This window comes from Bradyrhizobium sp. LCT2, assembly GCF_009931255.1.
In the GTDB taxonomy this organism is placed as follows: Bacteria; Pseudomonadota; Alphaproteobacteria; order Rhizobiales; family Xanthobacteraceae; genus Bradyrhizobium; species Bradyrhizobium diazoefficiens.
In genome coordinates this window covers 7,161,245-7,184,631 of the sequence record NZ_CP034432.1, presented here as the reverse complement: position 1 = coordinate 7,184,631, position 23,387 = coordinate 7,161,245, and the positions used below count along the sequence as shown (strand labels likewise).

At 64.7% G+C, this 23,387-nt stretch carries 20 protein-coding genes; 10 read left to right on the top strand and 10 right to left on the bottom strand.

What is annotated here, in order from left to right; genetic code table 11:
- Nucleotides 1-46: 46 nt before the first annotated feature.
- Entirely contained in the window at nt 47-778 is a 732-nt protein-coding gene (locus EI171_RS34075; protein WP_011085573.1) for a cytochrome c biogenesis CcdA family protein, read from the top strand.
- A 25-nt stretch (nt 779-803) separates the two neighbouring features.
- Here the strand turns inward: EI171_RS34075 and EI171_RS34070 are convergent, their stop codons facing one another.
- The 7 genes from EI171_RS34070 to EI171_RS34040 all read right to left on the bottom strand — a co-directional run bounded on the left by EI171_RS34070 (nt 804) and on the right by EI171_RS34040 (nt 7,741).
- Nucleotides 804-1,460 (bottom strand): HAD family hydrolase, encoded by a 657-nt coding sequence (locus EI171_RS34070; protein WP_161535914.1) that lies wholly within the window; start codon nt 1,458-1,460, stop codon nt 804-806.
- Nucleotides 1,461-1,608: 148 nt separating this feature from the next.
- Nucleotides 1,609-2,526 (bottom strand): MBL fold metallo-hydrolase, encoded by a 918-nt coding sequence (locus tag EI171_RS34065; protein WP_028174779.1) that lies wholly within the window; start codon nt 2,524-2,526, stop codon nt 1,609-1,611.
- A 104-nt stretch (nt 2,527-2,630) separates the two neighbouring features.
- Complete coding sequence (locus tag EI171_RS34060) at nt 2,631-3,836, bottom strand: NAD(P)/FAD-dependent oxidoreductase (protein WP_161535913.1); 1,206 nt, start codon at nt 3,834-3,836, stop codon at nt 2,631-2,633.
- Between the two features lie 119 nt (nt 3,837-3,955).
- Nucleotides 3,956-4,246 carry a hypothetical protein gene (locus tag EI171_RS34055; RefSeq protein WP_074077158.1) on the bottom strand — a complete coding sequence of 97 codons (291 nt, stop codon included), beginning with the start codon at nt 4,244-4,246 and terminating at the stop codon, nt 3,956-3,958.
- A 97-nt stretch (nt 4,247-4,343) separates the two neighbouring features.
- Nucleotides 4,344-5,303, bottom strand: a complete 960-nt coding sequence (locus tag EI171_RS34050; protein WP_371740285.1) for a helix-turn-helix domain-containing protein — start codon at nt 5,301-5,303, stop codon at nt 4,344-4,346.
- 294 nt (nt 5,304-5,597) lie between these two features.
- Entirely contained in the window at nt 5,598-7,055 is a 1,458-nt protein-coding gene (locus EI171_RS34045; protein WP_161537135.1) for a sensor histidine kinase, read from the bottom strand.
- Nucleotides 7,056-7,396: 341 nt separating this feature from the next.
- Nucleotides 7,397-7,741, bottom strand: coding sequence for a DUF1236 domain-containing protein (locus EI171_RS34040; RefSeq protein ID WP_011085580.1), 345 nt, complete (start codon nt 7,739-7,741; stop codon nt 7,397-7,399).
- Between the two features lie 138 nt (nt 7,742-7,879).
- Here EI171_RS34040 and EI171_RS34035 point away from each other — a divergent pair, with 138 nt between their 5' ends.
- Nucleotides 7,880-8,113, top strand: a complete 234-nt coding sequence (locus EI171_RS34035; protein WP_011085581.1) for a hypothetical protein — start codon at nt 7,880-7,882, stop codon at nt 8,111-8,113.
- 122 nt (nt 8,114-8,235) lie between these two features.
- Here the strand turns inward: EI171_RS34035 and EI171_RS34030 are convergent, their stop codons facing one another.
- Nucleotides 8,236-9,510, bottom strand: a complete 1,275-nt coding sequence (locus EI171_RS34030; RefSeq protein ID WP_161535912.1) for a serine hydrolase — start codon at nt 9,508-9,510, stop codon at nt 8,236-8,238.
- Nucleotides 9,511-9,672: 162 nt separating this feature from the next.
- Between EI171_RS34030 and EI171_RS34025 the strand changes: the two genes are divergently transcribed.
- Nucleotides 9,673-10,590, top strand: a complete 918-nt coding sequence (locus EI171_RS34025) for an intradiol ring-cleavage dioxygenase (protein WP_011085583.1) — start codon at nt 9,673-9,675, stop codon at nt 10,588-10,590.
- A 15-nt stretch (nt 10,591-10,605) separates the two neighbouring features.
- Here the strand turns inward: EI171_RS34025 and EI171_RS34020 are convergent, their stop codons facing one another.
- Nucleotides 10,606-12,345, bottom strand: a complete 1,740-nt coding sequence (locus EI171_RS34020) for a bifunctional protein-serine/threonine kinase/phosphatase (protein ID WP_161535911.1) — start codon at nt 12,343-12,345, stop codon at nt 10,606-10,608.
- A 61-nt stretch (nt 12,346-12,406) separates the two neighbouring features.
- Nucleotides 12,407-13,246 carry a formate/nitrite transporter family protein gene (locus EI171_RS34015; protein ID WP_028174787.1) on the bottom strand — a complete coding sequence of 280 codons (840 nt, stop codon included), beginning with the start codon at nt 13,244-13,246 and terminating at the stop codon, nt 12,407-12,409.
- 677 nt (nt 13,247-13,923) lie between these two features.
- Here EI171_RS34015 and EI171_RS34010 point away from each other — a divergent pair.
- The 7 genes from EI171_RS34010 (at nt 13,924) to EI171_RS33980 (ending at nt 23,224) form a co-directional block, all read left to right on the top strand.
- Entirely contained in the window at nt 13,924-15,243 is a 1,320-nt protein-coding gene (locus tag EI171_RS34010; protein WP_028174788.1) for a CmpA/NrtA family ABC transporter substrate-binding protein, read from the top strand.
- Between the two features lie 59 nt (nt 15,244-15,302).
- Entirely contained in the window at nt 15,303-16,199 is an 897-nt protein-coding gene (ntrB, locus tag EI171_RS34005; protein WP_028174789.1) for a nitrate ABC transporter permease, read from the top strand.
- 12 nt (nt 16,200-16,211) lie between these two features.
- Nucleotides 16,212-17,006 (top strand): ABC transporter ATP-binding protein, encoded by a 795-nt coding sequence (locus EI171_RS34000; protein ID WP_161535910.1) that lies wholly within the window; start codon nt 16,212-16,214, stop codon nt 17,004-17,006.
- A gap of 338 nt (nt 17,007-17,344) precedes the next feature.
- A complete protein-coding gene (locus tag EI171_RS33995) occupies nt 17,345-18,724 on the top strand; it encodes an MFS transporter (protein WP_011085590.1) in 1,380 nt (459 codons plus the stop codon).
- Between the two features lie 123 nt (nt 18,725-18,847).
- Nucleotides 18,848-19,276 carry a globin family protein gene (locus tag EI171_RS33990; protein WP_011085591.1) on the top strand — a complete coding sequence of 143 codons (429 nt, stop codon included), beginning with the start codon at nt 18,848-18,850 and terminating at the stop codon, nt 19,274-19,276.
- A gap of 10 nt (nt 19,277-19,286) precedes the next feature.
- A complete protein-coding gene (locus EI171_RS33985; protein ID WP_202633042.1) occupies nt 19,287-20,504 on the top strand; it encodes an NAD(P)/FAD-dependent oxidoreductase in 1,218 nt (405 codons plus the stop codon).
- Between the two features lie 14 nt (nt 20,505-20,518).
- Nucleotides 20,519-23,224, top strand: coding sequence for a nitrate reductase (locus EI171_RS33980; protein WP_161535908.1), 2,706 nt, complete (start codon nt 20,519-20,521; stop codon nt 23,222-23,224).
- The last annotated feature ends 163 nt before the right edge of the window (nt 23,225-23,387 follow it).

Below are 23,387 nucleotides of genomic sequence, written 5' to 3'. Positions count from 1 at the left end.
ATTCCCCGCGCGCCGCGCCGGCGCCTGAGATGGCTCCGACTGCATCATGCAAAATGTTTCGATCCCGGCGGCGCTGATTGCCGGCCTCGTCAGCTTCCTCTCCCCATGCGTCCTGCCGCTGGTCCCGCCCTACCTGATCTATCTCACGGGCGCGACGATCGAGCATGTCGAGAGCGACGAGCCGTCATCGGCCTCCAAGCGCGCGATCATGATGTCGGCGCTTCTGTTCGTGCTCGGCTTCTCCACCGTGTTTGTGGCGCTCGGCGCCAGCGCCTCGCTGGTCGGCGGGCTGATCCGGGCCTGGTCGGCGGAGCTGTCGATCCTCGCCGGCGTCGTCATCATCGTGATGGGTCTGCACTTCCTCGGCCTGACGCGCATCGGCCTGTTGATGCGCGAGGGCCGGCTGCCGATCCCGAAACCCGTCGGCCTGTGGGGCGCCTACATCATGGGCCTCGCCTTCGCCTTCGGCTGGACGCCCTGCATCGGCCCGATCCTCGCCGCGATCCTCTCGATCGCCGCGGCCGAAGCCACGGTGACCAAGGGCGCAGGGCTCCTCGCGGTCTATTCCGCGGGCCTCGGCATTCCCTTCCTGATCGCCGCGCTGATGATCGAGCAGTTCTCCGCGCTGTTCGCGCGCATGAAGGGCCATCTCGTCAATGTCGAGCGCGCCATGGGCGTGTTGATGGTGATCACCGGCATCGGCTTTCTCACCGGCGCGGTCTCGAATGTGAGCATCTGGCTGCTGGAGACGTTTCCGGCGTTGCAGACGTTCGGGTAGGGCGTGTCGAATGGGAGTGCTGCAATCATTCCATGCTCAGCAAAGCCGGAAGGTCGCTCATGCGATGAAAGAGGTCGTCGCAGACAGCTGCTAACTCTTGCTCAATTTCCGGATCACCTCCGGTAAAGCCGAGGACCCTCATTCCTGCGGCCTTTGCTGCGTAAATCCCGGACAATGAGTCCTCAACAACGACGCAACGTGAGGGGTGAGCGCCCAACGTCTGCGCAGCATGCAGAAACAGGCCGGGGTCCGGCTTCCACGAACCAACCTCGTACGCACTGAATATGCGTCCTTCGAAGTGCCCCAGCAGGCTCGTCAATCCGAGTGCATGCGTGAGTTTCGACATGGGTCCGTTAGACGCCACGCAAACCGGAGCGGTGATTGCAGCCAACGCTGCATGGATTCCCTCGACAGGCCTCAGTTCGGCATCAAAAGCCAGCGCGGTTGCCAGCCGAACGTCGGCGACGAAAGTGTCTCGGACACTGCGGCCTAACCGGCGCTCGATTTCGCGCACGCAGTCCGTCATCTTCACCCCTCGGAACGAACGTATCGCGTCTTCCATGCTGATCGCCACGCCTTCCTCAGATGCTGTCCGGACCAGCACGGTCAGGGCAATGATCTCACTATCGACCAGGACACCGTCCGAATCGAAGATAACGAGTTCGGGACTTGCACAGGTCATCCTTGCGATGCTCCAAGCACATAGTTCATCGGTACTTCTCGCTATATCCGGGTCGGTGGACGGGGGCCATACCGGGCCGATTGAATTCAGGGCGCGTACTCACGAACGTCATGAGCACGCGCCCCGTTCGGCCTAACTCAACAGGCGGTCAGTAGTCCCAGAAGGCCGGCACAAAACGGAAGGCGTCGCCGTCGATCGCCACCCGGCCGATGGACGGGAACGGCAGGTGAGTGGCCACCAGCATCTCGCCGGTCTCGGCAAGCTCTCGCAAGAGACGGACACGAACGCGCGCGGCCTCCTCGGGATCGTGCTCGAAGCCGTTGTGCCAGTCGGGTTGTTCGAACCCGACCGCAAACACGGCGTCGCCGGCGAATGTCAGCGCATCGCCGCCGGACGCTACGCGCACCACGCTGTGTCCGGGGGTATGACCGCCGGTGCGACGGGCGATGACGCCGGGCGCAATCTCGTGGGTCTCATCGAACTGCCGCAACTGACTGCCGTACTCGCTCACGAACCGCTTGGCGGTCGCGCGAAGCGCGTCCGGGAATCCCTGCGGCATGGCGGTCTGCGAGAAATCGGGCGACTCCCAGAATTTGACCTCGGCGGCGGCCACGTGGATCCGCAGGTCCTTGCGCAATCGCTTTTTCACCCCGTCGACGAGCAGCCCGCCGATGTGGTCCATGTGCAGATGGGTCAGCACCAGATCGGTCACGGACGACAGGTCGATGCCGGCAGCCTCCAGTCGCTTGATCAACTGTCCGGCCCGCGGCAGGTGCAAGTTTGGGTCGGACCCCAGTCCAGCGTCGATCAGGATGGTCTTGCCGCCGCTGCGCACCATGACCGCATTCAGCGCCCAGTCGAAGGCATCCTGCGGCAGGAACATGTCGTGCAGCCAGGCCGCGCGTTCGGCCGGGGCGGCGTTGTGCGCCAACATCGTGGTTGGCAGCGGCAGCACGCCGTCGCTGACCACCAGCACGTCGATCTCGCCGACCTTCAGCGCGTAGCGCGACGGAACGAGCTCTTCAGGTCCGGATGACACGGGGTACGAGGTGTTGTGCAGATTCATGTCTGTCTCCTGTTTCATGGGAAGGTGGTTGGTCCTGGTTCTGGCTGGTCTTGGTTGAGCGGACCGCGTAGCCAGGAGAGCGCGGCCGTCATCGCCTCGTGTGGTTAGAGACTGGTCACGCGCTCCGGATCGGCCGACGCGAGCGCCGCGGCGCGCTCGGCCTTCGGCGGATAGATCCAGACGGTGTTGATCTCCTGCTTGGTCTTCTTGGCGACGTCGCCGACCAGCTCGACCTTGCGCTCCCAGCCGCGCGTGAACACCGCGCCGGCTTCGCCGAGATCGAGGCAGGTGACGTAGGCCTTCTGGTGATACGGCCTGGTCGGAACGCCCAGCAGCTCGGCGGCGGCGTTGTTGCCGGCAAAGGCTCCCATGCGCGTGGCGTGCTGGCACGACATCAGCGCGTAATTGCCCTCGTCGTCGCATGCGGCGCGCGCAGCATCGCCGGTGGCGAAGACGCCGGCGACGACAGGCACGCGCAGATCGCGGTCCACCAGCAGGCGGCCGAAACTGTCGCGCTCGGCTGGAATCTGCGCGGTCAATGGCGCGGCGCGGATGCCGGCCGCCCAGACCACCGTCTCGGTTTCGATATGTTCGCCGGTCGATAGCGTCACACCGGATTTGTCGAGCGAGACGACGCCGGCCCCGAGCCGCATCTCGACGCCGAGCTTTCGCAACGCATCCTCGATGAGCGGGCGGGGGGGTTCGCCCATGTCGGGCGCGATCGCGCTGTTGCGCTCGACGATGATGACGCGCGTCCTGGAGTCCTTGCCGAAGATGTTGCGCAGGCGCGCGGGCAGCTCGGTTGCCGCCTCGATGCCGGTGAAGCCGCCGCCGGCAACGACGACCGTGTCGCGTCCGTTCACGGCCGGCCGGTCGGCCAGACCGTGCAGATGCTTGTCGAGTGCGATCGCGTCATCGAGCGAGTCGACGCTGAAGCCGTGCTCGGCAAGGCCGGGAATGTTGGGGCGGAACAGCCGGCTGCCGGTGGCGATCACGAGGCGGTCGTAGGACAGTGTCGTGCGCGTGCCCCTGGGAGCGGCGATCTGCACCATCCGCGCCTTGGTGTCGATCGTCTCGGCGCTGCCCTGGATGTAGTCGACGTCGATCGCCCTGAGGACATCGAGCAGCGGTGCCGTCAGGGTTTCCGGCTTCGGCTCGTAGAGCCGCGGGCGGACCACCAGCGTCGGCTCCGGTGCGATCAGGGCGATTTCGAGATCGTCAGGCGAAACGCCCTGGATGTCGCGCAGGCGGGCCGAGGAGAGGGCGGCGTACATGCCGGCGAAGCCGGCGCCAATGATGAGCAGTCGCATGTGGTTGACTCCTGGGGTTAGTACTCGGGACGTGCGCGCGTCATCGCCGCCGCCTTGTGTGGGCAGAGCCTGTGCGATCGACGATGACGCGACGAGGTGAAACGGAGACCGCCGGACCCTTACGGCGCGGCGCAGTTCGGCAGTGAGGACAGTAGCCCAGGGCCATCACATGCCGCCGGGCAGCTTCTCGGGCCCGATGTCCAGCCGCGCAGAGCTGCCGGCACCATCGGTTTTCTGGGCCAACCCTGATTGATCAGGATTGACGTTGCGGGATTGGCGCTTTGCGTCGCTTGTAAGGTCGCTTCTTCGGCTGTCGGCTGGGTGAAGCGTACGGTCAGCGAGAGCCCATACAGCAGCGCCGACGTGATGGCTTTCCGTCGCGGTGCGATTGCAAGGTGTTTCCAGTCCATCGTTGGTCTCCGTCCGCGTCGTGCGATGCTGAGATGTTTAGCGAACCAGATATCCGACTGCCCCAGAGCGATTGCCGTCCCTGTCGAGAGATTGCTGCTAACGCATGCGCCTGCGCCAATCGCTCGGCGTTTCACCCGTCAGCTTCTTGAAGGCCGCGGCGAAGGCGGTCTGCGAGGAATAGCCGAGCGCTGCGGCGACCGAGACGACCGATTCGTCGCTCTCCCGCAGCATGTTCATGGCCTGCTCGAGCCTGTGCTGGCGCAGCCAGGCATGCGGCGAGAGCCCGGTGCTCTCCTTGAAGGCACGGCAGAAGTGAAAGCGCGAGAGGCCGGCATCGGAAGCCAGCGCATCGAGCGAGATGTCCGCATCGCTGTCCGAGCGCAACCGTTCGATCGCACGGAGCAGGACCTTCGGCGACAGCCCGCCCATGGTCTGTTGAAACGTTGTTGGCGAACCGGTGTGGGCAACCAGCAGGCGGGTGGCCAGAAGATCCGTCAGTTGATGACGGAACAACGTATCCAGGGCTCCGTTGCCCCCCAGCGCATCCGCTGCACTCAAGAGCAGTCTGGACGTGATGGGATCGGGATGCGCCGTCCGCTCCAGCAGGTCGGCCGGTTTTGCGGTCCCGGCTTCGTCGGCAACGCGCTTCAGTGTTGCATTCGGAAGATAGAGCTGGACCACATCGACAGGCTTCGGAATATCCCATCGGGAGCTCGATCCTTCCGGAATGATGATCACCACTCCAGGACGAAACGTGCCGATCGCAACCGATTTTCCCGACCGCCGCTCCATGCGCTGCATCATGCCGTTGTACGCCATGATCACATGGTGGCTCATGGGCTCGACGACGTCGTGCAATGGATCATGTTTCCAGTGGGCGATGCCGGCGCCGGAGGAATCCAATGCCATGCGAGCCGGTTCGGTCCTGAGCACCCGCGCCATCTCTGCGTCGGCGGCCCGCCGTTCGGAGGTCGAGCCATCGTCCGGCTGTGCGCCGGGTGCGGACGGCACGCCGTTGTGCGAGGGATTGCGCATGAGTGTGCTGCTCTCGATCATTGCGTGGCTCCTCCTGATCGCATCGAGCTTCGGATCAGGTGCCCGTATTTGTACGGGTCGGTGCACGTTCTAGGCGGCGCAAACTCCCCGCGTCTTTCCTGAAGCGGCCATGCTTTGTCCGATCCTGCTCCGGGCAGGCGCGCGTTTTCGAAAATGCACGACGGGCGGCGCTGAGTTGCCTGGGTCTTGAACGGAGATTTTGTGAAAGACGTTTTATGACAAAAGGTGCGAGGCCTTCACATGGCTATCGCTCTAACCTGCAAATCCGGCATTGGGGATGACCATTCCGTTGATTCACCGCGCCTCGTCCAGCGCGCAGGTCACTGTGCAGACGACGCCGCGCGGCAGGAAATCGACGGTTGCCTCGCCGCCGAGCTGGTCGCGGGCGCTGCGTTCGATCAGGCGCGAGCCGAAGCCGCGCCGCACCGGCGCCGTCACCGGCGGTCCGCCGATCTCGCTCCAGATCAGCCGCAGCCGCGGCTTCGGTGTGTCGGCGATGACTTCCCAGTCCAGCGTCACCCGGCCGGTCTCGTTGGACAGCGCGCCATATTTCGCGGCGTTGGTGGCGATCTCGTGCACGATCATCGACAGCACCACGGCAAGTCGCGGCGACAGCGGCACCGCGGGGCCATCCATCCGGATGCGCTCGGGCGCATTGAGCAGGAACGGCTGGAGCGCGCGCGTGATCACCTCCTTCAGTTCCGAGCCGGCCCATTTCTCCTGGCTGAGCAGATTGTGCGCCTCGGCGAGCGCGCCGAGGCGGCCCTCGAACTTGGCCCGCTCCTCGCGGCTCGCGCTGCGGAAGGTCTGCACCGCGATCGCCTGCATCAGGGCCAGCGTGTTCTTGACGCGGTGGTTGAGCTCCTCGATCAGCAGATCGTGCAGCATCTCGCCGCGTGCGATCGTCGTCGCCATGCGGACCGCAAAGGTGAGGCCGGTGAGCAGCAGGATGCCGCCGATCAGGCTGGTGACGGCGATGTTGCGCCAGAGCGGGGCGATCAGTGAACTCTCGGCGACGCCGGCAGCCACGGTCCAGCCGGTCAGCCCCGAACGGGTGTAGGCGGCGGCGAGCGCGACGCCGTCGAGCGACACGGTCGGAAGCGCCGCCTCGTCGCTGCGGAACATCTCGGCGTAGAGCGACGGCGAAGCCCGTTTGCCGAATGTCTCGCTGGGGTTCGGCGCGCGCGCGAACACGGTGCCCTTGGCATCGAGCAGGCTTACCGTCCATTGCCGGTCCGGGCGCTGCTTCTCCACCAGATCCTGAAAGATGCTGATCGGCGGGCTGAAGCAGAGGTCGTAGATCACCTCGCCGTTGCGAAACACCGGCACTTCGACGGTGAGAACCTGCCGCCCGTTGAGCGCGCCGGTGAACAGGTCGGAATATTGCGGCGCTCTGGTCGCAAACACCTTCTCGACGATCTCCAGATTGCCGCGCGGCGGCAGGCTCGCGGTGTCCTCCGTCGCCGAGGAGAACAGCAGCCGGCCCTTGCGGTCGGAGATCAGCACCAGGCCGCCCTTGCCATACTGGTCGAGGAAGCCAAGCGCGATGCGGCGAAAGTTCGGGAAGTCGTCGTTGCGCAGCGAGTTCGTCAGTGCGAGCACCTGCAAGCCGCCGGTCATCCGCTGCACCTCGGAATCCATCACCAGGCGCATGCTGCGCACGTTCTCCAACACGCGGCGCGTCGCGTCGCTGCGGTCCTGCTTGTAATTGTAGACGGCAATGCCAACCGCGAAGACGATCAGCGGCAACATCGTCCCCGTGACCAGGAGAGCGAGCCGGACCGGAAGGGTGAACCTGGACAAACGCGGCGTCCCGATTCCAGCGCGACGGCGCCGGATTATGATTTTGTCAGACCATACGGTCAGGACGTGCGCCGCGCCATGATTTTTGCATTCAGCGAGCAGACCAGACCGAATCTTTGCAGCGCGGCCGCAGGTGTCTGCCGGTCAGCTCATGCCGATTGCGGCCAGCAACAGGCAGATGGCGTAGATGGCCGCCAGGCTGACACCGGCGATCCGGGCCTCTCGATGCGATGTCATCGTCAACTCCGGGAGGGGGCCGTCCTTGATGCGGCCCCCTCCATCACGTCTTGTCAGTCGATTTCCTGGACGACCGTCCGGGAGCCCGGATCCACTAACATCACGCGCTCGCCGGAATAGACGTAGCGGTACTTGGTGAGCGCGGGCCCCCAGTCGGCAGGAACCGCCTCGAGCTCGACATCGCTCGGCACCGTCGCGCCGACGATGATCTTCTCCTTCGTCGTCACGGGGCGAACGCGATGTTCGGTGATGTAGGATTTGATCCTAGTTCGGTATTCCGGCTCGATCTGAACGGCGGCCGCGTGCCCGGTTCCGGTGGTCGTCACCACGGTGGACTGCGCGAACGCGCCAGTCGAGATCATCACCGCCGCGGCGGAAAGCAGAAACAGCTTCTTCATCTTGTTCTCCTCGTTGGAATAAGTGCGGCGTCAACATCCCACTGCGGACGGCGTTCCTCTTGCTTAGGAACAAATTGCCATTTGTTCCCGTTCAAGAATCGGCCGGGCGGAAACGTCCGGCGATTGGAGGAGGATAAAATGAAGCTGAAGATCGCAACTGCAGCATTGATGGTTGCTGCATTGTCCCTGCCGGCGTTCGCGGCCGACGAGTTCTACGTCGTCCAGGACGTCAAGACGAAGAAGTGCACCGTTGTCGACAAGAAGCCCACGGACACGTCGATGACCGTCGTCAGTCCGTCGGGCACGATCTACAAGTCGCGCACCGAAGCCGAGAGCGGCATGAAGACCGTCAAGGTCTGCACGTCAAACTGAGGAGGATGACAAACGGCGGTGCGTGTCGCTGTTCCTGCCGCGCCTGATCGTGCCGGAGATGCTCAAATGAGCGTCTGATATTGAGATTCCGCGGCCGACGGCCGCGGAATCGATTCAAGCGGTTACAGATTGCTCTCGGTGATCGCGGCATACACCATGCTGCGCAGCTCGCGCCGGAGCGGGTAGGCGCTCGACGGCAGCACCTGCGTCATGAAGATGGTGATCAATTCCTCGGCCGGGTCGATCCAGAATGAGGTCGTCGCCGCGCCGCCCCAATTGTATTCGCCGGGGCTGCCGGCGATCAGCGTCTCGGCCGGGCGCATCGTCACGGCAAAGCCGAGGCCGAAGCCGATGCCGTTATAGGTGGCTTCCGAGAACAGCGAGCGCGATACCTCGGGGAGGAAGCGGCCGCACGGAATGTGGTTGGTCGTCATCAGTGCCAGCGTCTTCGGCCCGATCAGCCTGACGCCGCCGAGCTCGCCGCCGTTGAGCAGCGCGCGGCAGAAGGTGAGATAGTCCGCGGCCGTCGAGCACAGGCCGCCGCCGCCGGATATGAAGGAGGGCGGGGACAGGAACGAGCTCGTCGCCGGATCGTCCTGGAGCGTCAGACCCTCGCGGCGCTGGCCGGCATGGAAGGTCATGCCGCCGCCCGGGTCCGCCGAATAGCAGGCGGCGAAGCGATCGGCCTTCGAGGCCGGCACGTGGAAATCGGTGTCGGTCATGCCGAGAGGATCGAGAATGCGTGCTTTCAGGAACTGCTCGAACGGCATGCCGGAAATCTTGCCGACGAGGTAGCCGAGCACGTCGGTCGCGACCGAGTAGTTCCAGGCCTCGCCCGGCGAGAACTCCAGCGGGATCTTCGCGAGCGCCTCGATCATGGTTTGGAGCGTGCCCGACTTCTCGACCTCGCCGATCTTCTCGGCGCGATAGGCGGCATCGACATTGGAGCGCTGCTGGAAGCCGTAAGTCAGCCCGGAGGTGTGGCGCAGCAGGTCGACGATCAGCATCGGCCGGGACGGCGGCCGGGTCAGGAAGGCCGGCGCGGTGCCGGCAACGAACACGCCGAGATCCTTCCATTCCGGTATGTACTTGGCGACGGGCTCGTCGATCGCGACGAGGCCTTCCTCGACCAGCATCATGAAAGCGACGCTGGTGAGCGGCTTGGTCATGGAATAGATGCGGTAGATGGTGTCGTCCTTGACCGGCACCTTGCGCTCGACATCGGCCAGGCCCTGGACCGAGCTGTGCGCGATCTTGCCGCGGCGGTAAACCAGAAGCTGGGTGCCCGGGAAGCGGCCGGCATCGATGTACCGGTTCTTCAGGTGCGCATCGACGCGGTCGAGCGCGGCCTTGGACATGCCGACGGATTCGGGCGAGGCGGGGGTGGGGGCGAGCATCAGTTCCTCCGGGGCAGTTTCTCGACAAGGTGATAGCCAAATGGCAGCCCCATTCCAAGCCGGTTGCGCTTAACGCGGGCTGGCCGGGTGGTGTAGTGTCCGGCCTGGAACGCTTCCAGGGAGCCCGCCCGGGCCAACGAGAAAAATGCAAGGCAACGCACCATGACCCAGTTCAACGAGACCGAACTCACCGCAGCCGTGGTCGAAAGCTTCGACAAGACGCCGAACCCGCGGGCGAAATTCCTGCTCCAGGAACTGGTGAAGTCGCTGCACGATTACGTGAGCAAGACCGGTCTTACCTTCGAGGAATGGGAATACGCTATCGATTTCCTGACCCGCACCGGTCATAAATGCACCGACACCCGCCAGGAGTTCATCCTGCTCTCCGACGTGCTCGGCGTCTCCATGCTGGTGGACGCGGTCAACCACAGGGATCGCGAGGGCGCCACCCAGACCACGGTGCTCGGCCCGTTCTATGTCGGCGAGCACAAAGTGACCGCGCACGGCACCGACATCTCGCCGAACAATCAAACCGGCGAGCGGATGTTCGTGCAGAGCCGCGTCACCGACCTCAAGGGCAAGCCGCTGGCGGGCGTTCCCGTCGACGTCTGGCATGCCGACGACGACGGGTTCTACGATTCACAGAAGCCGAACTATGACGAGGTCGGCGCCTCGGCGCGGGCGCGTTTCATCACGGACAGCGACGGCCGCTTCTTCTTCCGCACCATTTTGCCGTGCAGCTACCCGATCCCGACCGATGGCCCCGTCGGCGAGATGATCGTGCAGACCAACCGCCATCCGATGCGCCCGGCGCATGTGCACTTCCTCGTCAACGCGAAGGGCTATGAGCCGCTGATCACGCATGTCTTCATGGACGGCGACAAATATCTCGATTCCGACGTGGTGTTCGGCGTCAAGGATGATCTCGTCGCCAAGGTCGAGCCGCGCAACGACCTCGAGATGCCCGACGGCACCAAGGCGAGCGGGCAGTGGCATCTGATGACCTACGAATTCCACCTCAAGCCCGGCGGCGGCATGGCGCCGAAGCCGCTGGGGGTGAAGGCGGCGGAGCCGGCCTGAACCGACCTTGTCCGGCTATCGCAGCCGAAGCACCGCGAGCAGCGTGATGACCGCGCAGGCCAGGATCGCCGTGGTCAGCTTCCAGAACAGCAGCGGGTTGCGCTCCAGAAGCGGCGTGGTCCGCGTGGCGAGATAGGCCGGATTGGGATTCCTGAGTTCGAAGACGAATTCGGAGAGGTCCTCGTGGCGCTTGTAGGGATCGGGATGCAGCGCCTTCCTGAGCGCGCCGTCGATCCAGCCCGGGATGCCCCGCTCGGCATCGATGGCCGGGCGATATCTCAACTTCCACGCGTCCGATCGTCCCCGGATTTTGGCGAGCTGGGTGCCGTAGGGGAGATGTCCGGTGAGCATATGGTAGCAAATGGCGGCCAGCGAAAACATGTCGGACCGCGGCGATCCCCCCTCGCCGAGGAAATATTCCGGGGCCGTGTACTGGACCGTGCCGAGAATTTCCTCGTCCGCCGATTTCGGCGCCGCCTCGGCGACGCCGGCGACCCTGACCGATCCGAAGTCGATGATCTTCGCAGTGCCGGTCTTGTCGATCAGGACATTGTCGGGCCTGAGGTCCTGGTGCAGCATCTCCATGCGATGGAAGGCGCGAAGCCCCGTGGCGATCTGCTCGACGATCCCTCGGACCGTCTCCAGATCGGGACGCGGGTTGTCCAGCATCCACTGCCTCAGGGTCTGCCCCTCGATGAACTCGGTCGCAACATAGAGGTAGCTGCGCCGCCGCGACTGTGACAGCGGCTTGAGCACGTGCGGACTGTCGATGCGGCGTGCGATCCACTCCTCCATCAGGAAGCGCTTGAGATAGGCCGCATTGTCGCGCAGGTCGATCGACGGCAGCTTGAGCGCGACCGGCTCCTCGGTCTCCGCATCGACGGCAAGGTAGATGTGACTGCGGCTGCTGCCGTGGATCTCGCGGACGATCCTGTAACCGTCGAACATCGCCCGTGGCTCGGGCAGCGCAGGAAGCGGCAGTTCGAAGGTCTGATTGAAGATGCCGGCCGAGTCGCGCTGCGGCACTGCGTCAACGCGGAGGATCTGGACGGTGATGTTGTCGTCGCTGCCGCGCCGGTACGCTTCGTCGACGATCGCCTTCGCGGCCCCGTCGAGCTCGGCTGCATGCTCGCTGAGCGCGCTCGTGATGAAACGCTGGTCGACGAATTCGTAGGCGCCGTCAGTTGCGAGGATGAAGGTGTCGCCCGCCTCGATCTCGACCGTCTGGTAGTCGATCTCGAGCTGCGGGTTGATGCCGAGCGCGCGGCCGAGATAGGTCTGCTCCGACGACACGATGATGCGGTGATCGTCGGTCAGCTGCTCGAGCGCCTTGCCGGCGACGCGGTAGATGCGGCAGTCGCCGACATGGAAGATGTGCGCGGTGGTCGCCTTGATGACCATGGCGCTGAGGGTGCAGACATAGCCCTTGTCGCGGTCATAGGCATATTGGCTCTTGCGCGTCTGCGCGTGCAGCCAGGAATTGGTTGCGTCCAGCACGCGGCGGGCGGAGGTCTTCACCGTCCAGGATTCCGACGTGCAGTAATAGTCCATCAGGAAGCTCTTGACCGCCGACTCGCTGGCGATCTGGCTCACCGTGCTGCTGGAGATGCCGTCGGCGAGAACCGCCGCGATGCCCTTCAGGCTGAGCAGCGGCTCCTCCGGAATCAGGATGCCGTGAAAATCCTGGTTGACGGGCTTGCGACCCCTGTCGGAGTACTGGCCGATCGAAATCAGGAGTCCGCGGGTCATGGTCATCACCGGCAAAGGAGAGCCTCACCCTGCTCGGGCGAGGCTCCCCTGTCGAGACGTTGTTTGATCAGGCCGCGACGCGGGACGGCGTGGTCTTGCCGGCCTGGCGCTTCGGCTGGGTCATGACATGCGTGGCGTAGAGGGTCATGCCGGTGAAGGCGAGGCCGCCCACGAGATTGCCGAGCACGGTCGGGATCTCGTTCCAGATCAGATAGTCCATGATCGAGAACTTCGCGTGCAGCATCAGGCCCGACGGGAACAGGAACATGTTCACGACGGAGTGCTCGAACACCATGTAGAAGAACACCAGGATCGGCATCCACATCGCGATGACCTTGCCGGGCACAGAGGTCGAGATCATGGCGCCGACGACGCCGGTCGAGACCATCCAGTTGCAGAGCATGCCGCGCAGGAACAATGTCGCCATGCCGGCCGCGCCATGCGCGGCATAGCCGAGCGTTCGGCCCTCGCCGATATTGCCGATGGCCGTGCCGATCTTGTCGGGGTCTTGCGTGAAGCCGAAGGTCGTGACGAAGGCCATCATGAAGGCCACCGTGAAAGCGCCTGCAAAATTGCCGACGAAAACGAGGCCCCAGTTGCGCAGCACGCCGCCAAAGGTGACGCCCGGGCGCTTGTCGATGAGGGCGAGCGGCGAGAGCACGAAGACGCCGGTCAGCAGGTCGAAGCCGAGCAGGTACAGCATGACGAAGCCGACCGGAAACAGCAGCGCCCCGACCAGCGGCTGGCCGGTGTTCACGTTGATGGTGACGGCAAACCAGGCCGCCAGCGCGAGGATGGCGCCGGCCATATAGGCCCGGATGATGGTATCCCGGGTGGACATGAAGATCTTGGACTCGCCCGCATCCACCATCTTGGTGACGAATTCCGAAGGCGCGAGATACGACATCAATGGTTCCTTTTGCTTCGTAAGTGAGATCGACACGCCCCCAAAGAGAGCGCGGCTGAACATCTTGGGCCGTGCGGACGGCTCTGCCGCGCACGAGGGCTATGGAGGTCTGGAAGCCTTGGGAATCGCGTCACGAGGACTGAGCCGAGAAGGGCCGCGAAGCAGTTGAGCTTCCGGTTTGCAGCCGCCAGAGGCTGCAACAATGCGGCAAGCCGCAGTCTTCGTTGACGACAATGGAAATGCAAGTCGCGTGCCGCTTGGGTGCGATAGAAAAGGTAAGCGATTTCAATTGGATGGTACGCGCCTCGACCCGGCTTTTGCCGGCTCTGCGGCCTTTTGCTTAGGTGGCTGCATAAGATTTGTGCGGCGCACAAGAAATGAGCAGTCCGCAAATTTCGCGTGCGCAGCAAAGCTGCGACAGACTGGCGCGGTGCATCTAACGTATTGAATTTTTGGATGTTTATGAGGTGTGGCGCTTGGCATGAAGCTTGAATAGTTCCAAGCCGACGCCATTGAAGCCGTCCCGCGAGACTTCTCATCCGATTTGCTGACGCCACCCGAACGGGGGTCTCCCCGTCGTGCGTTCGCATGCGCCTTTTTCTGGCGTCACGGACGGACGGGCTGCTCGTGCGCACTGACGCAATCATTCGCAACGACGCAAAAGGACGACACCGCCTATGACCAAGCGCATTCGCCGGCCTTCGGATACTGGCCTCAGCCGCCGTCAATTGTTGAAGGCCACCGGCAGCACCGCTGCCCTTCTTGCCGCCGCCAAGCTCAATTTCCCCGCCGGTGCGTTCGCGCAGGACGCCGGCCCCGAGGTCAAGGGCGCCAAGCTCGGCTTCATCGCGCTGAGCGATGCCGGTCCGCTCTTCGTCGCCAAGGACAAGGGCCTGTTCGCCAAATACGGCATGCCCGATGTCGACGTGCAGAAGCAGGCCTCCTGGGGCACCACGCGCGACAACCTCGTGCTCGGCTCGGAAGGCAACGGCATCGACGGCGCGCACATCCTCACCCCGATGCCGTACCTGATCTCGGCCGGCAAGGTGACGCAGAACAACCAGCCGACGCCGATGTACATCCTGGCGCGGCTCAATCTCGATGCGCAGTGCATCTCCGTCGCCAAGGAATATGCCGACCTCAAGGTCGGCGCCGATGCGTCAGTGTTGAAGGCGGCGTTCGAGAAGAAGAAGGCCGAAGGCAAGTCCGCCAAGGTCGCGATGACCTTCCCCGGCGGCACGCACGATCTCTGGGTCCGCTATTGGCTCGCCGCCGGCGGTATCGATCCTGACAAGGACGTCGAGACCATCACCGTGCCGCCGCCGCAGATGGTGGCCAACATGAAGGTCGGCACCATGGATGCCTTCTGCGTCGGCGAGCCCTGGCCCGGGCAGCTGGTCCACCAGGGCATCGGCTACACGGCCGTCAACACCGGCGAGATCTGGAGCAAGCATCCGGAAAAGTCACTCGGCATGCGCGCGGCCTGGGTCGACAAGAATCCGAAGGCGGCCAAGGCGATCCTGATGGCGGTAATGGAAGCCCAGCAATGGGCCGACAAGATGGAGAACAAGGAAGAGCTCGCCACCATCATGGGCAAGCGGCAGTGGATCAACTGCCCGGTCGAGGACATCGCCGATCGCGCCAAGGGCAAGTTCGACTACGGCAACGCCGGCAAGGTGGTCGAGAACTCGCCGCACATCATGAAGTACTGGCGCGATCATGCCTCCTATCCGTTCCAGAGCCATGATCTCTGGTTCATGACCGAGGACATCCGCTGGGGCAAATACGAAGCCGGCTTCGACAGCAAGGCGCTGATCGCCAAGGTCAACCGCGAGGACCTCTGGAAGGACGCGGCCAAGACGCTTGGTGTCGCAAGCTCCGACATCCCGGCCTCCACCTCGCGCGGCAAGGAGACCTTCTTCGACGGCAAGGTATTCGATCCCGAAAATCCGGCGGCCTATCTGAAGTCGCTCGCGATCAAGCGCGTCGAAGTCTGATGGAGCCCTGCGGCCGCTGCGAGGCGGCCGCATCGTCCCGGAGCCGGAGAGAGATAGCGATGAACATGCCTGCCACGAAGATTGAGGTTGAGACCGCGACACCCGCGGGAAGCGCCGCGCCCGTCGTCGCGATGACGCCGAAGCGGCCGCCGCGGAGCGAGGCCTACGCGCGCATGGCGCGCGAGACCGCCGTGCGCGTCATCCCGCCGCTCGTCGTGATCGCGCTGCTGACGCTGGTCTGGGAGCTGGTCTGCCGCCGCGCCGGCTCGGCACTGCCGCCGCCGTCGCGGGTATTCAAGGACACCAAGGAGCTGATCCTCGATCCGTTCTTCGACCATGGCGGCATCGACAAGGGTCTGTTCTGGCATCTCTCCGCCAGCCTTCAGCGCGTCGCCTTCGGCTATTCGCTCTCCGCGATCGCCGGCATCGCGCTCGGCGTGCTGGTCGGCCAGTCGGTCTGGGCGATGCGCGGGCTCGATCCGCTGTTCCAGGTCTTGCGCACCATCCCGCCGCTCGCCTGGCTGCCGCTCTCGCTCGCGGCGTTCCGTGACGGCCAGCCCTCGGCGATCTTCGTCATCTTCATCACCTCGATCTGGCCGATCATCATCAACACCGCGGTCGGCATCCGCAACATCCCGCAGGACTACCGCAACGTCGCGGCCGTCGTGCAGCTCAATCCGCTGGAGTTCTTCGGCAAGGTCATGATCCCGGCGGCCGCACCCTACATCTTCACCGGCCTGCGCATCGGCATCGGTCTGTCGTGGCTCGCCATCGTCGCCGCCGAAATGCTGATCGGCGGCGTCGGCATCGGCTTCTTCATCTGGGACGCCTGGAACTCCTCGCACATTAGCGAGATCATCCTGGCGCTGATCTATGTCGGCATCGTCGGCTTCGTGCTCGATCGCCTGATCGCTGGCCTCGGCAAGATCGTCACCCGCGGCACCGCGACGAACTGAGGGGAGGGACACATGACCGCCTATCTGAAGCTCGACCACATCGACAAGATCTTTACCCGCGGCGCCGCCACCACGGAGGTCCTGAAGGACATCAACCTGACCATCGAAAAGGGGCAGTACGTCTCGATCATCGGCCATTCCGGCTGCGGCAAGTCGACCCTGCTCAACATCATCGCAGGGTTGACCAACGCCTCGACCGGCGGCGTGCTGCTCGAGAACCGCGAGGTCAACTCGCCGGGACCCGACCGCGCCGTGGTGTTCCAGAACCACAGCCTGCTGCCCTGGCTCACGGTCTACGAGAACGTCAGGCTCGGCGTCGACAAGGTCTTCGCCAAGACCAAGACGCGGGCCGAACGCGACGCCTGGGTGATGCACAATCTCAATCTCGTGCAGATGGCGCACGCCAAGGACAAGCGTCCTTCCGAAATCTCCGGCGGCATGAAGCAGCGCGTCGGCATCGCGCGGGCGCTGGCGATGGAGCCGAAAGTGCTGCTGCTCGATGAGCCGTTCGGCGCACTCGACGCGCTCACCCGTGCGCATCTGCAGGACTCGGTGATGGCGCTGCACCAGAAGCTCGGCAACACCATTCTGATGATCACCCACGACGTCGACGAGGCCGTGCTCCTGTCCGACCGTATCGTGATGATGACGAACGGGCCGAGCGCGCGCATCGGCGAGGTGCTGGAGGTGCCGCTGGCGCGTCTCCGCAAGCGGCTCGAGCTCGCCACCAGCACCACCTATCTGAAGTGCCGGCAGCGCGTGCTCGAATTCCTCTACGAGCGTCATCGCTTCGTCGAGGCCGCGTAAACGCGGCGTTAACGCGTGATGTGTCTCGCCTAATTTTGAGACATCAAGCTCAATCCTTGTGCGGCGCACAGGGATTGAGCGAATCGCAAAATTTGCGTGCGAAATAGCCCTGCAAAAATTTCGGGCAATTCGAACAAGCCCCTGAATTCCCTGTATTTCCCGAACGCGCGCAATTGGCACGGAAATTGAAACGTGTTTGTGCGACGCCAACGACGACGTCCCTCAACATCATCAATCAGCATCGTGAACTCGCCACCGGGGTGAAGCCTCGGAGCGCGCCTCCGTGGCCGGAGGCAGAGCCTGCAACGACGCAGCGGTGAGCCTAGAAGGGATACTCAATGACGAAGAATCCGACCTGGATTTCAGACTGGCGCCCCGAGGATGAGGCGTTCTGGAATGCGACTGGCAAGACTATCGCGCGACGCAACCTGATCTGGTCGATCGTGGCCGAGCATATCGGCTTCTCGGTCTGGCTGATCTGGAGCATCGTCACCACCAAGCTGCCGCAGGCAGGCTTCCATTACACCACCGACCAGCTGTTCCAGCTCGTCGCGGTGCCGGGCCTGATCGGCGCGTTGATGCGCTTTCCCTATACATTCGCGGTGACGACGTTCGGCGGTCGCAACTGGACCATTTTCAGCGCGGCCATCCTGTTCATTCCGACGTTGTCGCTCGCCTGGTTCGTCAGCCAGCCCGACACGCCGTTCTGGCTGATGCTGCTGATCGCCTCGACTGCCGGTCTCGGCGGCGGCAATTTCGCCTCCAGCATGACAAACATCTCCTTCTTCTTCCCGGACAGGATGAAGGGATGGGCGCTGGGCCTCAACGCGGCCGGCGGCAATATCGGCGTCTCCAGCGTGCAGCTCCTGACCCCGATCCTGATGACGCTCGCCGTCATCAACCTGTTCCAGGCGACCCCCGTCGACGGCGTGTTCCTTCAGAACGCCGGCCTGATGTGGGTGCTGCCGATCGCGATCGCGGTGTTCGGCGCGGTGTTCTTCATGAACAACCTGACCACGGCCAAATCGTCGATCAGCAATCAGCTGGCGGTGGTCAAGCGCAAGCATACCTGGATCATGGCGTACCTCTATATCGGCACGTTCGGATCCTTCATCGGCTACTCCGCGGCGTTTCCGCTGCTGATCAAGACGCAGTTTCCGTCGGTGACGATCGCGATCGCGTTCCTCGGGCCTCTCGTTGGTTCGCTGTCGCGCCCGTTCGGCGGCTGGCTGGCCGACAGGATCGGCGGCTCGGTCATCACGTTCTGGAACTTCATCGTGATGGCGGGCGCCACCGTCGGCGTGCTCTATTTCGTCGGGCAGAAGGATTTCATCGGCTTCCTGTCGATGTTCCTGATCCTGTTCGTGACGACGGGCATCGGCAACGGCTCGACCTACCGCATGATCCCCTCGATCTTCCGCGAGCAGAACCTGTTCAAGGTGCGCGGCAAGGGCGATGCGGCGCGCGCCGCCGCCCTGAAGACGGCGAGCATCGAGAGCGGTGCGGCGGTTGGCTTCATCGGCGCGGTCGGCGCGGTCGGCGGCTATCTGATCCCGAGCGGTTTCGGCAAGTCGATCGCCATGACCGGCGGGCCGCAGCTTGCGCTCGCGATCTATCTCGCCTTCTACGCCTCCTGCCTCGGCCTGACCTGGTGGTTCTACCTGCGTCGCAGCCCGCAGCGTGAAGGCGCGCCAAGCCTCGCCGAAGCTCGCGTTTAGAGACTTGGTACGAATCTCGCTTCTCCCCGTACGCGGGGAGAAGACTCTCTGATGACGTTTGACCCATGAACCTTGTTCGCAACGACGCGGACAAAGGCAGACCGAAACAGACAGGAGAACATCATGACGCCCGAACAGATTACCCTCATCCAGCAGAGCTTCGCCAAGGTCGCGCCGATTTCGGAGACCGCCGCGGTGCTGTTCTACGATCGCCTGTTCGAGGTGGCGCCGTCCGTGCGCGCGATGTTTCCCGAGGACATGACCGAGCAGCGCAAGAAGCTGATGGGCATGCTCGCCGCCGTCGTCGGCGGCCTGTCGAACCTGGACTCGATTCTTCCCGCGGCGTCGGCGCTCGCCAAGCGTCACGTCGCCTACGGCGCCAAGGCCGAGCACTATCCCGTGGTCGGCGCGACCTTGCTGTGGACACTGGAGAAGGGTCTCGGCGAGGCCTGGACGCCCGAACTCGCCACGGCCTGGACCGACGCCTACGGGGTGCTGTCCGGCTACATGATTTCCGAGGCCTATGGCGCTCAGGCGCAGGCCGCCGAATAGGAGATGCCTTGTGAGTGAACCGCTGGTCATCGTCGGTAACGGTATGGCGGCCGCGCGTCTGGTCGACGAGCTCGCCAAGACTTCGCTTGGCCGCTACGCGGTTGCCGTTATCGGCGATGAACCGAGGCTCGCTTACAACCGCGTGCTGCTCTCCTCCGTGCTGGCCGGCGAGACCGGCTCGCACGAGATCGAGCTGCGGCCGGCCGACTGGTGGCGCCATCGCGGCGTCACGGTGCGCTACGGCTACCGCGTCACCGAGATCGACACCGGCCGCCGCGAGCTCAAGATCGAGGGCGAGGAGAGCATGGAATATTCCAAGCTCGTGCTCGCCACGGGATCGACGCCGCTGCGGCTCAACGTGCCGGGCGCCGATCTCGCCGGCGTGCACACGTTCCGCGACACGCGCGACGTCGACCTGCTGCTGACGCTTGCGGCGGCGAAGAAGCGCGTCGTCGTGGTCGGCGGCGGTCTGCTCGGGCTCGAGGCGGCCTATGGACTTGCCAAGGCCGGCGCCCCGGTGACGCTGCTGCATCTGATGGACCGGCTGATGGAGCGCCAGCTCGATGGGCCGGCCGCCGATCTGCTCAAGACGCTGGTCGAGCGCAAGGGCATCCGCATCCTGCTCAATGCCAGCACGAAGTGCATCCATGGCGACGGCCACGTCGAGGCGGTCGAGCTTGCCGACGGCAGCCGCATCGAGGCCGATGCCGTGATCTTTGCCGCCGGCATCAGGCCCAACATCGCGCTGGCCAAGGACGCCGGCATCGCGGTCAACCGCGGCATCGTGGTCAACGACGTCATGCAGACGGCGTCACCCGACATCTTCGCGCTCGGCGAATGCGCCGAGCATCGCGGCACCTGCTATGGCCTGGTCGAGCCGGCCTATGAGCAGGCGCGCGTGCTGGCGCGGCATCTCGCCGGCCGGCCCGCCGCCTATCAGGGCAGCGTGGTCTCGACCAATCTGAAGGTCTCGGGCGTCAGCGTGTTCTCCGCCGGCGACTTCATGGGCGGGGAGGGCAGCGAGAGCCTCGTGCTGTCAGACCGCAGGCGCGGCACCTACAAGAAGCTCGTCATCGCCGACGGCCGGCTCACCGGCGCGGTGCTGATCGGCGATACCGTCGATGCGCTCTGGTACCTCGAGCTGATCCGCAACCGCGACAAGGTGGCGGCGATCCGTACCGACATGATGTTCGGCCGCGCGCTCGCGCGTCCTTCCAAGGCGGCTTGACAAGGCAGCTCGATATGACGGCGATCGACCCGAAGCTCCGGACCACCAAGACCACCTGCCCCTATTGCGGCGTCGGCTGCGGCGTGCTCGCAACGCCGGACGGCAAGGGCGGCGCGGCGATCGCCGGCGACCCCGATCATCCCGCCAATTTCGGCCGGCTGTGCTCCAAGGGCTCGGCGCTCGGTGAGACCGTCGGGCTGGAGGGCCGGCTTCTTTACCCGATGATCCGCTGCAAGGGCGTGCTGGAGCGCGTTGCCTGGAGCGATGCGCTCGACCACGTCGCCCACCGCATGCAGCACATCGCGGCGCGCGACGGTGCCGACGCGGTCGCGTTCTATCTCTCCGGCCAGCTCCTGACCGAGGATTACTATGTCGCCAACAAGCTGATGAAGGGCTTTGTCGGCACCGCCAATGTCGACACCAATTCGCGGCTCTGCATGTCGTCCTCGGTCGCCGGCCATCGCCGCGCCTTCGGCGCCGACACCGTGCCCGGCTGCTACGAGGATCTCGACCAGGCCGACCTACTGGTCTTCGTCGGCTCGAACGCGGCGTGGTGTCACCCCGTGCTGTTCCAGCGCATGCTGAAGAACAGGCAGGAGCGCGGCGCCCGCATGATCGTGATCGACCCGCGCCGCACCGACACCGCGAGCGACGTCGATCTGTTCCTGGGGCTGAAGCCCGGCACCGACACCGCCTTGTTCTCGGGCCTGTTCGTCCATCTCGCCGACAGCGGCGCGCTGGACCAGGCCTACATCGCGAGCAACACGTCGGGCTTCGACGACGCGTTGGTGCGCGCGCGCAACATCGCCGGCAGCGTCACTGCGACCGCGCTGGCCACAGGCCTCTCCGAGCAGGACGTCGCGACCTTCTTCAAGATGTTCCGTGACACGCCGCGCGTCGTCACGCTCTATTCGCAAGGCGTCAACCAGTCGGCGCAGGGCACCGACAAGGTCAACGCGATCCTCAACTGCCATCTCGCCACTGGCCGCATTGGCAAGCCGGGCGCCTCGCCGTTCTCGCTCACCGGCCAGCCCAACGCGATGGGCGGCCGCGAGGTCGGCGGCCTCGCCAACCAGCTCGCCGCGCACATGAATTTCACGCCGCCGGACATCGACCGTGTCAGGCGGTTCTGGAAGGCACCGCGCATCGCTACCCATGAGGGGCTGAAGGCGGTGCAGCTGTTCGAGGCGATCAACCGCGGCGAGGTCAAGGCGCTGTGGGTGATGGGCACCAACCCCGCGGTGTCGCTGCCCGACGCGGACTTCGTGCGCGAGGCGCTGAAGAAGCTCGAGCTGTTCGTGGTCTCCGAGAACGTGCTCTCCAACGACACGGTCGAAGCCGGCCCGCACGTGCTGCTGCCCGCGCTCGCCTGGGGCGAGAAGTCGGGCACGGTGACCAACTCCGAACGGCGCATCTCGCGCCAGCGCTCGTTCCTGCCGGCGCCGGGCGAGGCGCGGCCGGACTGGTGGATTCTCAGCGAGACCGCCAAACGTCTCGGCTTCGGCGACAGTTTTGACTACAAATCCGCCGCCGATATTTTCCGCGAGCACGCGGCGCTTTCGGCGTTCGAGAACGATGGCAGCCGCGATTTCGACATCGGCGCGTTGACCTCGCTCTCGAACGAGGCCTTCGACGCCTTGAAGCCCGTGCAGTGGCCGGTGCGCGAAGGCGGGGCGCCCGGCGAGCGCTTCTTTGCGAGCGGTGGTTTCTTCACCAATGACGGCAAAGGCCGTTTCGTCGCGCCGGAGGTGCCGGCGTTGCGTAGCGAGACCGGCGCGTCGCGCCCCTTGCGGCTTAACACCGGGCGCATCCGCGACCAGTGGCACACCATGACGCGCACGGGCCTCAGCCAGCGGCTGGGCGCGCATCTGCCCGAGCCGTTCGTCGAGGTCCATCCCGACGACGCCGGCAAATTCGGCATCGCCCATGACGGCTATGCCCGCATCACCACCGATTACGGGCAGTGTATCCTGAAGGTGGTCGTCAGCGATCGGCAGCAGCGCGGCACGCTGTTCGTGCCGATCCACTGGAGCGCGATGAATGCCTCGCACGGCCGCGTCGGTGCGCTGGTGCAGTCCTTCACCGACCCGTTCTCGGGCCAGCCGGAATCCAAGGCGACGCCGGCCGCGATCGCGCCCTATGAATACGTCTTCCGCGGCTTCGCGCTGTCGCGCAAACAGCTCGACCTGCCGCCCAATCTGTTGTGGACGCGCGTCACGGTCAGCGGCGGCTTCGGCTATCTCTTCGCCGACAACGCCGACCTGTCGCGCTGGCCCGCCTGGCTCGAGGGTGTCGCGGGCGAGGATGTCGCCGAGTACCGCGATTTCGGCGGCGGCGTCTATCGCGCGGCCTCGTTCGCGGGCGATCGCATCGAGACCTGCCTGTTCGTCGGCCCCGCCCATGATGCCGGCGACTGGGAGGTGGTGAAGGGCCTGTTCGTGGCCGATCAGGTCACCGACGACCAGCGCCGCATGCTGCTGTCGGGCAAGTCCGGCGAAGGCGCCGCCGCGACCGGCCCGATCGTCTGCGCCTGCTTCGGCGTCGGCCGCGGCACCATCTGCGACACCATCGCGAGCGGCGCGCGCACGACGGCCGAGATCGGCGCCAGGCTCAAGGCTGGCACCAATTGCGGCTCCTGCATCCCCGAGCTGAAGCGCCTGATCGCGACGACGGAGGTCGCGCCAGTGAAGCAGGTGAAGATCGCCGGTGCGGCGGGTTAGCGGTCGGCTCTTTCCATCGTCATAGCGAGCGCAGCGAAACAATCCAGCGTCTCTCCGTGGAGACAGCCTGGATTGTTTCGCTGCGCTCGCAATGACGATGTTGATGCATTGCGCAAACTAGCTCCCCATCGTCGTCCTGGCGAAGCCAGGACCCATTATCCCG

Coding starts and splice junctions, on each gene's coding strand:
- EI171_RS34025 (WP_011085583.1), top strand. CDS start 9,673: ATGACCCAGTTCAACGAGACCGAACTCACCGCAGCCGTGGTCGAAAGC.
- EI171_RS34000 (WP_161535910.1), top strand. CDS start 16,212: ATGACCGCCTATCTGAAGCTCGACCACATCGACAAGATCTTTACCCGC.
- EI171_RS33990 (WP_011085591.1), top strand. CDS start 18,848: ATGACGCCCGAACAGATTACCCTCATCCAGCAGAGCTTCGCCAAGGTC.
- EI171_RS34040 (WP_011085580.1), bottom strand. CDS start 7,741: ATGAAGAAGCTGTTTCTGCTTTCCGCCGCGGCGGTGATGATCTCGACT.
- EI171_RS34075 (WP_011085573.1), top strand. CDS start 47: ATGCAAAATGTTTCGATCCCGGCGGCGCTGATTGCCGGCCTCGTCAGC.
- EI171_RS34015 (WP_028174787.1), bottom strand. CDS start 13,246: ATGTCGTATCTCGCGCCTTCGGAATTCGTCACCAAGATGGTGGATGCG.
- EI171_RS33995 (WP_011085590.1), top strand. CDS start 17,345: ATGACGAAGAATCCGACCTGGATTTCAGACTGGCGCCCCGAGGATGAG.
- EI171_RS34045 (WP_161537135.1), bottom strand. CDS start 7,055: ATGTTGCCGCTGATCGTCTTCGCGGTTGGCATTGCCGTCTACAATTAC.
- EI171_RS34010 (WP_028174788.1), top strand. CDS start 13,924: ATGACCAAGCGCATTCGCCGGCCTTCGGATACTGGCCTCAGCCGCCGT.
- EI171_RS34055 (WP_074077158.1), bottom strand. CDS start 4,246: ATGGACTGGAAACACCTTGCAATCGCACCGCGACGGAAAGCCATCACG.
- EI171_RS33980 (WP_161535908.1), top strand. CDS start 20,519: ATGACGGCGATCGACCCGAAGCTCCGGACCACCAAGACCACCTGCCCC.
- ntrB (WP_028174789.1), top strand. CDS start 15,303: ATGAACATGCCTGCCACGAAGATTGAGGTTGAGACCGCGACACCCGCG.
- EI171_RS34060 (WP_161535913.1), bottom strand. CDS start 3,836: ATGCGACTGCTCATCATTGGCGCCGGCTTCGCCGGCATGTACGCCGCC.
- EI171_RS34020 (WP_161535911.1), bottom strand. CDS start 12,345: ATGACCATGACCCGCGGACTCCTGATTTCGATCGGCCAGTACTCCGAC.
- EI171_RS34065 (WP_028174779.1), bottom strand. CDS start 2,526: ATGAATCTGCACAACACCTCGTACCCCGTGTCATCCGGACCTGAAGAG.
- EI171_RS34070 (WP_161535914.1), bottom strand. CDS start 1,460: ATGACCTGTGCAAGTCCCGAACTCGTTATCTTCGATTCGGACGGTGTC.
- EI171_RS34035 (WP_011085581.1), top strand. CDS start 7,880: ATGAAGCTGAAGATCGCAACTGCAGCATTGATGGTTGCTGCATTGTCC.
- EI171_RS34050 (WP_371740285.1), bottom strand. CDS start 5,303: ATGATCGAGAGCAGCACACTCATGCGCAATCCCTCGCACAACGGCGTG.
- EI171_RS34030 (WP_161535912.1), bottom strand. CDS start 9,510: ATGCTCGCCCCCACCCCCGCCTCGCCCGAATCCGTCGGCATGTCCAAG.